The sequence below is a fragment of the Candidatus Accumulibacter vicinus genome (assembly GCF_000584955.1).
Lineage (GTDB): Bacteria > Pseudomonadota > Gammaproteobacteria > Burkholderiales > Rhodocyclaceae > Accumulibacter > Accumulibacter vicinus.
On record NZ_JDSS02000013.1, the window covers coordinates 29,415 to 38,449 of the forward strand.

At 61.5% G+C, this 9,035-nt stretch carries 11 protein-coding genes; 5 read left to right on the forward strand and 6 right to left on the reverse strand.

The window, feature by feature from the left end:
* The coding region (locus CAPSK01_RS03415) for a LysR substrate-binding domain-containing protein (protein ID WP_273703015.1) at window positions 1–682 on the forward strand (682 nt) is incomplete at its 5' end.
* 74 nt (window positions 683–756) lie between these two features.
* Here the strand turns inward: CAPSK01_RS03415 and CAPSK01_RS03420 are convergent.
* Complete coding sequence (locus tag CAPSK01_RS03420) at window positions 757–1,200, reverse strand: phasin family protein (RefSeq protein WP_034922564.1); 444 nt, start codon at window positions 1,198–1,200, stop codon at window positions 757–759.
* Between the two features lie 275 nt (window positions 1,201–1,475).
* Between CAPSK01_RS03420 and CAPSK01_RS03425 the strand changes: the two genes are divergently transcribed.
* A complete protein-coding gene (locus CAPSK01_RS03425) occupies window positions 1,476–2,867 on the forward strand; it encodes a wax ester/triacylglycerol synthase domain-containing protein (protein WP_034922567.1) in 1,392 nt (463 codons plus the stop codon).
* A 65-nt stretch (window positions 2,868–2,932) separates the two neighbouring features.
* Here the strand turns inward: CAPSK01_RS03425 and CAPSK01_RS03430 are convergent, their stop codons facing one another.
* On the reverse strand, window positions 2,933–3,133 hold the full coding sequence (locus CAPSK01_RS03430) for a hypothetical protein (protein WP_034922570.1): 201 nt from the start codon (window positions 3,131–3,133) through the stop codon (window positions 2,933–2,935).
* Between the two features lie 112 nt (window positions 3,134–3,245).
* On the opposite strand from CAPSK01_RS03430, the gene CAPSK01_RS03435 reads away from it, so the two are divergent.
* Both CAPSK01_RS03435 and serS read left to right on the forward strand, forming a co-directional pair.
* On the forward strand, window positions 3,246–4,562 hold the full coding sequence (locus tag CAPSK01_RS03435) for a replication-associated recombination protein A (protein WP_034922574.1): 1,317 nt from the start codon (window positions 3,246–3,248) through the stop codon (window positions 4,560–4,562).
* Between the two features lie 81 nt (window positions 4,563–4,643).
* Entirely contained in the window at window positions 4,644–5,939 is a 1,296-nt protein-coding gene (serS, locus tag CAPSK01_RS03440) for a serine--tRNA ligase (RefSeq protein ID WP_034922578.1), read from the forward strand.
* A 36-nt stretch (window positions 5,940–5,975) separates the two neighbouring features.
* Here serS and cobC read toward each other — a convergent pair whose 3' ends face one another.
* Both cobC and CAPSK01_RS03450 read right to left on the reverse strand, forming a co-directional pair.
* On the reverse strand, window positions 5,976–6,560 hold the full coding sequence (gene cobC, locus CAPSK01_RS03445; protein WP_273703016.1) for an alpha-ribazole phosphatase family protein: 585 nt from the start codon (window positions 6,558–6,560) through the stop codon (window positions 5,976–5,978).
* Window positions 6,545–7,297, reverse strand: coding sequence for an adenosylcobinamide-GDP ribazoletransferase (locus tag CAPSK01_RS03450; RefSeq protein WP_034922581.1), 753 nt, complete (start codon window positions 7,295–7,297; stop codon window positions 6,545–6,547). Before CAPSK01_RS03450 ends, cobC begins: the two co-directional genes overlap by 16 nt.
* 177 nt (window positions 7,298–7,474) lie before the next feature.
* On the opposite strand from CAPSK01_RS03450, the gene CAPSK01_RS03455 reads away from it, so the two are divergent.
* Window positions 7,475–8,131, forward strand: coding sequence for an MT-A70 family methyltransferase (locus CAPSK01_RS03455; RefSeq protein ID WP_034922585.1), 657 nt, complete (start codon window positions 7,475–7,477; stop codon window positions 8,129–8,131).
* A gap of 316 nt (window positions 8,132–8,447) precedes the next feature.
* Here the strand turns inward: CAPSK01_RS03455 and CAPSK01_RS03460 are convergent, their stop codons facing one another.
* Together CAPSK01_RS03460 and CAPSK01_RS03465 are read right to left on the reverse strand one after the other, a co-directional pair.
* Entirely contained in the window at window positions 8,448–8,780 is a 333-nt protein-coding gene (locus tag CAPSK01_RS03460) for a cell division protein ZapA (protein WP_034922589.1), read from the reverse strand.
* A 13-nt stretch (window positions 8,781–8,793) separates the two neighbouring features.
* Window positions 8,794–8,994, reverse strand: a complete 201-nt coding sequence (locus CAPSK01_RS03465; protein ID WP_034922592.1) for a hypothetical protein — start codon at window positions 8,992–8,994, stop codon at window positions 8,794–8,796.
* Between the last annotated feature and the right edge of the window lie 41 nt (window positions 8,995–9,035).

The following is a 9,035-nucleotide window of genomic DNA, read 5'->3' on the forward strand; positions in this document are numbered from 1 at the left end:
CGCTGGGCGCCTGCTGATCACGACCCCGCCGGCTTTCGCCAGCCGGTGGCTGATTCGCCATTTGCCCGCTTTTACTGCCGAACACCCGGAGATCCAGCTACACATGGCCGCGTCGGTCGAGACGATCGATGCCCATGACGCTTCGGGCGTTTCGGGGCTTGCAGGAATCGACGTACGCGACGACGAAACCGAATTATTCATCCGCTTCGGGCGTGGTCATTACGACGGTTGCCGCGTCGACCGACTGTTCGTTCCGGCCTATGCACTGGTATGCAGTCCGCGCCTGCTGTTCGGAATGCGGCCCCTGAACGTGCCGTCCGATCTGCGGCGCCACAATCTTCTGCATGACGAGTCGATCATGGAACTGATGGACCGCCCGACCTGGGCCGAATGGCTGCAGGTCGCAGGGGTCAGTGGCGTCGACCCGGATGCGGGCACCCATTTCAGCGACTCGGGATTGGTTCACGCGGCGGTGATCGATGGCGTTGGCGTGGCCATTGCCTCGATTCCGTTGGTCGAAGCCGAGGTCGCCGCCGGGCGTCTGGTGATGCCCTTCGACATCATCATTCGCCGCACCCAGGCCTATTACCTGGTGGTGCCCGAAGCCGTTGCCGATCGCCCGATCGTCAACGTCTTTCGCCAGTGGTTGCTCAGCGAAGCTGCGCAGGTTTCCCAGAAATAGCCGGGCGGCCGTTCAAGCGGCACAGGCCATGCCGGCGCGACAATCGCCGGCCATCTTGCCTGTCGCTGGCGGCCCTACGCCGTGCCGGCGATCATCGGCGAATCGTCACGCTCGGCGGGCTTGGTCGCAGGCGTCGCTTTGCCGGTCGCCAACTGGTGTACCTCGGTGCTCAACTCGATGACCCGTAGCGAGAGCTGCTCGATGTCGCGTCTGGTTGCCAGGAGAACGAAATCGAGAGGCCGCAGAAAACGTTCCCTGACGACCTGTTCGCCGCGCTGAATGGCGGTATTGGCGGTACTCATCAGTTCGGCCGATTTTTCCTCGATCTGTTGGCGGGCCTTCGGCGGCATGGCCTTGCTTTCACGAAGAAGCGTCTCGACGGCCCTGACACTGCTTCTGGCGGCCAGCGAATAAGCGCCCAGGCCGCCAAGCCACAACTTGCGTGTCGCTTCCACAGTCTTCAGCAGGATTTGCTGATTGCCAACCCGATCGACCCATGCGCTAACTGTCTTGCTCATTTGTTTCTCCTTTGTCTGACTGCATTTGAAAGTTCTTGCAGTTGCCTTTGCAACCACTGCCGGTGAGTCTATCGGGAAGGTCTAGAGGAAACACACTAAAGGTTCGGGCGTGCTTCTCTCTGGAACGGCCGTCCCTTGATGATGTATGCTTGACGCACCGGGATCAGGGACGCCGGCGGTGCTTCGGGGAAAGGGGCGCGCGCGGCTTGCCGTTGTCGCGGCGATGGATGGCCGTGAGTGTGCAGGAAACTCAATGAAGGGCGAAGGAAATCTCGATGACCAAACTCTCCTTGCTGGATGTGGCTTTCTTCATCGCCGAGTCAAAGGCAAGCCCGAAGCACGTGGGCGGCCTGATGATCTGCAAACGGCCGCCTCGCGCGAAGACCAGCTTTGCCGCCGATCTGTTCCGGGAGTATCTGACCTTTACCGATGTCCAGCCGCCGTTCAACCGGATCATTCGTTTTTCTCTGACGGCCATGCCGAGCTGGCAGGAGTGCGAAGCGGTCGAGCTCACCGAGCATCTGTTCTATCATCAGTTACCGCGCGGCAAGAATGGCCGGGAGGAATTGTACCGGCTGGTATCCGACCTGCACCTGCCAATGCTCGACCGCTCGCGGCCCTTGTGGGAGGTGCATGTCATCGATGGTCTGAGCGAAGCCCGCTTTGCCATCTACGTCAAAATCCATCATGCCAGCGCGGACGGAGTAACCATGATGCGCTGGGCCGTCAATTCGCTGTCCCCGACCGCCGACGATCTTGAACTCAAACCGCTCTGGTCCGTCCCGCACATCGCCGGGGTGAGATCGCGACTCAAGGAGAAGATGGCCCGGTCACTGCTTGGCGATCTTGCGGGTGCCGGCAAGCATGTTCTGGGGATTGGCCGTCTTGCTGCGATGTTGCTGCTGGAAAGTGTCAAGCTCACCAAGAATGCGATTTCGCTGCCGTTTGTGGCCGATGGCAATACGCCGCTGACCGGGCAGGTGACGCCTGGCCGTCAGTTTGCAACCACCAGTGTGAGTATGGAAAGGGTCAGCCTGATTCGTATGAGAACTCGCTCGACCTTGAATCATGTCGCACTGACCTGCCTGGACGGTGCCTTGCACCGCTATCTGCGCGAAGAGGGCGTCGACCTGCAAAGGCCGATCACGATTCAGATGCCGGTCAACCTGCGCAAGGAGGGTGATCAGCGCGCCGGCAACAAGATCGGCATCATCCAGGTCGAGCTGTCACCGCCGACCGACGATCCCTACGTTCGTCTGCGCAACATCGGTTTTTCGCTGCGTAATGTACGCACCATGATCGATAGCGTCGAACCCGAGGCGATCGAATCCTATACGCTGATCACCGGTGTCGTCGGGCAACTTGCGGAAATGCTCAAGCTCAGCAACCATTTGCCGCCGACCGGCAATACGCTGGTCTCGAACGTGCCCGGCCCTGCCGAGTATCTGTATCTCAAGGGCGCGCGGCTGGAGGAACTGCATCCGATCAGCACCCTGCCGGCCGGCAACCTGCTGAACATCACGCTGTTCAGCTATGCCGGGCAACTGTATTTTGGCTTGATCGCCACCGATGAACTGCCTAACCTCCCGCGTCTGAGCAACTACGTCGCCGCAGCTTTCACCGAACTGGAACAGTCCGTCCTTGACGCAGGCAAGCCTGTTCCCTAGCTGCCCGGCGACTTCGTTGGCGCCAGATCGCGCCATTCCGGGCAGGACGACCCGCTCAAGGCGCTTCAACCACGCGACGAGGTATTGGAAATCGGCTTGCCGGTTCGGGTCAGGAGCAACTGAAACTCCTCGAATGTCATGTCGGAGACTTCGTTGAGTTCCGGGAGGCGACGGTCCGGAATGCGGCGCCGGTCGGGAAGATGACCAGGCCGCCCATAGTCGTGTTGGCGTCTGTCAACCCTGCTTCGAGGCTGCTGTGGGGTCATTGCGGTTTCTTTCAAGGTATGCTGAAGTAATAGATAGAAGATAGCGGCGACCAGCCCCCGGCGCTGTGTGAAATGTCACAGTGGCGCGTAATGGTCGTGACGAGAGAGGGGAATGGACGACTTTTCTGGCGATGATCATGCAGGCGCTCCGCTGGCCGAACGCCTGCGGCCGAAGATTCTGTCCGAGGTCATCGGGCAGGCGCATCTGCTTGGTCCCGGTAAGCCGCTGGCAATGGCTTTCCAGTCCGGCCAGTTGCACAGCATGATCCTCTGGGGGCCGCCAGGAGTCGGCAAGACGACGCTGGCGCGTCTCATGGCAGACGCCTTCACTGCCGACTTCATCGCCATCTCGGCGGTCTTTGCGGGTGTCAAGGACATCCGTGAGGCGGTGGTACGTGCTGAAATCACGCGCGCGCGCAGCGGACGGCGGACGATCCTTTTTGTCGACGAAGTGCATCGCTTCAACAAGGCACAGCAGGATGCCTTTTTGCCCTATGTTGAAGGCGGGCTGCTGACCTTTGTCGGCGCGACGACCGAAAACCCCTCGTTTGAAGTCAATTCGGCGCTGCTTTCGCGCGCTTCGGTTTACGTCTTGCATCCGCTCACGGCCGACGAGATGGGACTGCTCCTGACGCGCGCGTGCCGGCAGGTCTTGCCAAGGCTGTCTTTCGATGATGACGCGCGCTCGCGCCTGATCGGTCTTGCCGATGGCGATGCGCGACGCCTGCTCAACCTGATCGAGCAGATCGACACGGCCACCCGAACCATCCAGACCAGCAGCATCGATGGCGCCTTCATCGACCGCGCGCTGGCGCAGAACCTGCGTCGCTTCGACAAGGGCGGTGATGCCTTTTATGACCAGATCTCGGCGCTGCACAAGGCGGTGCGCGGATCGTCTCCGGATGCCGCGCTGTACTGGTTTTGCCGGATGCTCGATGGTGGCGCCGATCCACGCTATCTGGCACGTCGCATCGTGCGCATGGCCTGGGAAGACATTGGTCTTGCCGATCCACGCGCGGCGCGCATCGCGCTCGATGCTGCCGAGACCTTCGAACGCCTGGGGTCTCCCGAAGGTGAACTGGCCCTTGCCGAAGCGGTGCTCTACCTGGCCATGGCGGCCAAGTCGAATGCCGCTTACCTCGCGTATAATGCCGCGCGCAGCTTCATCTGTGGCGATGGCTCGCGGCCGGTGCCGGCGCATCTGCGCAACGCGCCGACACGCCTGATGAAGAACCTGGGTTACGGAAAAAACTATCGCTACGCGCACGACGAGGCGGACGCCTACGCTGCCGGCGAGGCCTATTTCCCCGAGGGCATGCCGGCGGTCGAGTGGTATCGGCCGGTCGCGCGTGGCCTCGAGATCCGGATTGGCGAAAAGCTCGCGCATTTGCGCGAACTCGATCGTCAGGCAAGACAGAAGCAGGACTAAGTCCGCCCGCGCCGCTGTGGTCAGCCGGGGAGGCGGGCAGATTCACGAGTCGCGGCGCGACCGCCAACATGAGGATTGACCATGCTCGACATTCAGCTGCTGCGCAACAACCTCGATGGTGTGGCCGAACGACTGGCCACGCGTGGTTTCACGCTCGACCGTTCGGCATTCCAGACGCTCGAAAGCCAGCGCAAGTCCCTGCAGACGCGCACCCAGGAACTGCAGGCGAGCCGCAACAGTCTGTCGAAGCAGGTCGGCCTGTGCAAGGGGCGAGGCGAAGATGCCACCGCAGTCATGGCGCAGGTGGTGGCACTGAAAGACGAGCTCGACGCCAATGAAGTCCGCCTCGCCGATTTGCTGAAGGAACTCGACGCATTCCTCGCCGTGCTTCCCAATCTGCCACAGGACAGCGTGCCGATCGGCCGTTCCGACACCGACAACGTCGAGCTCAAGCGCTGGGGGAAACCGCGCAGCTTCGACTTTCCGGTCAAGGATCATGTCGATCTCGGCGAGACGCTCGACCAGCTCGATTTCGCCACCGCAGCGAAAATCGCCGGCACGCGCTTTTCGCTGCTGCGGGGAGCGCTCGCTCGCCTGCACCGCGGGCTGACCCAGTTCATGCTCGATACGCACGTGACACAGCACGGTTACACCGAAGTCTACGCGCCTTACCTGGTCAACGCTGCCAGCCTGACGGGTACCGGGCAGTTGCCGAAGTTCGAGGAGGATTTGTTCAAGATCCTGCGCACCGAAGCCGAGCCCCTGTATCTGATCCCGACGGCGGAAGTGCCGGTCACCAACATCGTTCGTAACACGATTCTCACTGCCGATGAACTGCCGCTCAAGCTCGTTTGCCATACCCCGTGTTTTCGTTCAGAAGCCGGCTCCTACGGTCGTGATACGCGCGGCATGATCCGCCAGCACCAGTTCGACAAGGTTGAACTGGTGCAGATCGTCGCCGCAGGCGATTCGCTGGCGGCGCATGAGGAACTCACCGGACACGCCGAGCGAATCCTCGAAATGCTCGGCCTGCCTTACCGGCGGGTGACGCTATGTACCGGGGACATCGGTTTCTCGTCAGCAAAAACCTATGATCTCGAGGTCTGGCTGCCGGCACAACAGGCCTACCGCGAAATCTCGTCATGCTCCAACTTCGAGGCGTTCCAGGCCAGACGCATGCAGGCGCGTTATCGCAACGAGCGCAACAGAATCGAACTGGTGCACACCCTCAATGGCTCCGGTCTTGCCGTCGGGCGCACGCTGGTGGCGGTCATGGAAAACTTCCAGAATTCCGACGGCAGCATCAGTGTTCCCGAAGTGCTGCGTCCTTATCTTGGCGGCATCGAAAGAATCTTCCGAGACTCCGGCGTCGCCTGAACTGCGAATGGCGGGGCAACGTTCTGCGGAGGGAGGTCATCGGTTGAGGTAATGCAGGATTCCCGGCGCACGCGGCTGGCCTGGCCCTGTCCGCTGCAGGCCGTCCCTGCTGGCGTCAATCTCGAGCAGCGTGAGGCTGCCGAAGTCGAGTCGCAGTCGGCTCCACTCGTCAATCGGCAGCTGCAACCAGTGCCCGAGCATGGCGCGGATGACTCCGGCGTGGGTGACGAGGGCGGCATGGTTGCCGCGTAGACTGCGGACGCAGTCAAGCGCGCGCGCCTGCAGCATGGCCACCGATTCGCCGCCGGGCGCGACGAAGTGCAGCACATCGCTAGCCCAGGCATCGAGTAGCCGGCGATCGATCTGCTCCCAGGCGACGCCCTCCCATTCGCCAAAGTCGATTTCCAACAGTCGCTCGTCGAACACCGGTTGTGGATGCAAGGCCTCGGCGAGGGTGCGGGCACGCCGCAAAGGGCTGGCAATGACCGGCGTGGCGGCGGGCAACAGCGCGCGCAGACGCCTGGCGGCCGGCTGCGGGTCCTCTGAATCGACATCGAGCTGCCCGTAGCAGACGCCAGCGGCCAGCCGTGGTGGTGGGTGACGGATCAGGAAAAGCTGCACAACAGCCCACAATAAAAAGCAAGTTCCGAGAATTGTTGGGTGGCGCCGAGACAATCGCCGGTATAGCCACCGATTTGCCGCCGGAACAGGCGAGCCAGCCACAGCGTCGCCAGGGCAGCAAAGACCCCGCCGAGCAACGCCTCGAGCGGAGGCAGCAGCAATAGGGGCAGCAGGGCAGTGAGTCCGGCAATACCGAGCTCGCCCCAGCCGATGCGGGTGGCCAGGGGCTTCGCTTTCCCCTCGTCGCGTACATAATCGAGGCCGCGCAACAGGGTTGTCGCAGCGAAGCGGGATAGGGTGTGGCCGGCCAGCAGGGCCAGGGGAATCTCCCGCCACTCGAACTCGATCAGCGCGCAGAAGCGGGCGAGCAGCAGCATCACCAGCGCGATCGCACCGAAGCTGCCGATTCGCGAGTCCTTCATGATCGCCAGGATCTGTGTCTTCTCCCAGCCGCCGCCAAAACCGTCGACCATGTCGCTCCAGCCGTCTTCGTGAAACGCTCCCGTCAGGTAGAGCGAACTGGCCATTGCCGCCAGCACCGCCAGCGTCATCGGCAAGACGAAAGACGTCAGGACAAAAACCAGTGCGGCGATGGCGCCGACGAGCAGGCCCACCGCCGGAAAATATCGCGTCGACCGGTCGAGCGCCTCGCTGCTGTGCCCTACCCAGGCCGGGACCGGCAGGCGCGTAAAAAAGCGCAGCGCACCGAAGAAATAGGCAAGCTCTCGCCTGAGCATCTGCTTCCTTTCACCAAATACCGGATGGTATCCCGATCAGCCAATACAATGACCATCGCCTGCCGTTGCAAGTGCAGGTATCATCGTGCCCGGTGACGGCCGGCAGGAGCTTTGACTGTGCTTGCCGGATCCCTTGTGGCGCATCGGCCCGTTCCTTCCCATTCACGATTGAAACAGATGACCGACCATTTCCCCGCGGTGGGCTCCGACCTGCTGCAACGTATTGGCAACCGGAAGTTCCGCACCGTGCTCGCGGATCCGCCATGGCAGTTTCAGAACCGAACCGGCAAGATGGCACCGGAGCACAAGCGCCTGAACCGCTACGCCACGATGACGCTGGACGACATTCTGGCGCTGCCCGTGGCCGAGATCGTCGAAAGTACCGCACACCTCTACCTGTGGGTGCCGAACGCGCTGTTGCCGGAAGGACTGCGCGTTCTCGCCGCCTGGGGCTTTACATACAAGAGCAACCTGGTATGGCACAAGATCCGCAAGGATGGCGGCCCGGACGGGCGCGGCGTCGGTTTCTACTTCCGCAATACGACCGAATTGATCCTGTTCGGCGTCAGGGGGAAGGATGCGCGCACGCTGGCCCCCGGCCGCCGCCAGGTCAACATCATCAAGAGCCGCAAGCGCGAGCATTCCCGCAAACCGGACGAAGCCTACGCGCTGATCGAATCCTGCTCGCCCGGTCCCTTCCTGGAGATGTTCGCCCGTGGCTCCCGGGAGGGCTGGAGCACCTGGGGCAGCCAGGCCGACGAGTACGTTCCCGACTGGCCGACCTATGCCAATCACTCGCAGGCCGATGCGGACGGCCTTCCCGCGCAGGACTGATGGCGGCGTGCTGCTTGTCGGATACATCAGGAATCGAACCGGCGCTCCGCCGGCAACAGGTCCAAAAAAGCGGGGCACAAAAAAGCGCGAAACCAGAGGTTCCGCGCTTTTGTCCCTGCGGATGCCATCAGGCCGGCATCCTGAACCTGGGTTCAGATAGGTCACTTCCCTTCCGCATCAGGTACGTCCGACTAGGGGCGCACACAACAGCAGTTTCTATGGTCTGCGACCAATGCCATTTAGCATTGGTTCAAGGAATCTATGACCTGACAACACCGCAGGGAACTCTCTTGGAGACCGGAGCAGGAAAACCTTCCTACTGCGACTTCAACACCTGATCAAGCTCTGCCTCCATGGAAAAGATTCTACCCCTAAGCGCGTCCATGTCCAGTCCTATTTCAGATTCAATTTTCTGATGCTGCTCCGGCATCTCCTGATTGAGGCCAAGGTGCTCGTGAGCGATGTTGAGCGCAGCCATGACGGCAATACGCTCGGGAAGATTGTTCCTGCTTTTCCCGGCAATATCGCGCATTTTGCCATCAACATAGGCTGCCGCATTGAGTAGCGCAGAATGTTGATCGCTTGGGCAGGCGACCCGGTATTCCTTGCCAAGCAGAACGATGTCGAGATAATGGGCTTCGTTGGGCATCAGATCAGAGTCTTCAGGGTTTGGCTTCGGGCAGTTGCTCGGCAAGCTGTTCAAGCCGCGCACGGGCAGCCGCCATACGTTCGGCAAGGCGTTCCTTGTCGATTTCCAGCGCCGCGAGCCGCTGGCGCAGGGCCTCATTCTCGGTTCGTAATGTGCGGCACAGCGCAACCACTTGAACAACCTTGATTTCGAGTGCGTTGAGTTCATTCAGCATGGGGCAGACTATAGATTCAAAAAGCATGCTTGGTCAAGGCA

Bases quoted from the DNA above. Each gene is read 5' to 3' on its own strand.
- CAPSK01_RS03455 (WP_034922585.1), top strand. From the start codon at position 7,475: ATGACCGACCATTTCCCCGCGGTGGGCTCCGACCTGCTGCAACGTATT.
- CAPSK01_RS03450 (WP_034922581.1), bottom strand. From the start codon at position 7,297: ATGCTCAGGCGAGAGCTTGCCTATTTCTTCGGTGCGCTGCGCTTTTTT.
- CAPSK01_RS03420 (WP_034922564.1), bottom strand. From the start codon at position 1,200: ATGAGCAAGACAGTTAGCGCATGGGTCGATCGGGTTGGCAATCAGCAA.
- CAPSK01_RS03435 (WP_034922574.1), top strand. From the start codon at position 3,246: ATGGACGACTTTTCTGGCGATGATCATGCAGGCGCTCCGCTGGCCGAA.
- CAPSK01_RS03425 (WP_034922567.1), top strand. From the start codon at position 1,476: ATGACCAAACTCTCCTTGCTGGATGTGGCTTTCTTCATCGCCGAGTCA.
- CAPSK01_RS03460 (WP_034922589.1), bottom strand. From the start codon at position 8,780: ATGCCCAACGAAGCCCATTATCTCGACATCGTTCTGCTTGGCAAGGAA.
- CAPSK01_RS03430 (WP_034922570.1), bottom strand. From the start codon at position 3,133: ATGACCCCACAGCAGCCTCGAAGCAGGGTTGACAGACGCCAACACGAC.
- serS (WP_034922578.1), top strand. From the start codon at position 4,644: ATGCTCGACATTCAGCTGCTGCGCAACAACCTCGATGGTGTGGCCGAA.
- CAPSK01_RS03465 (WP_034922592.1), bottom strand. From the start codon at position 8,994: ATGCTGAATGAACTCAACGCACTCGAAATCAAGGTTGTTCAAGTGGTT.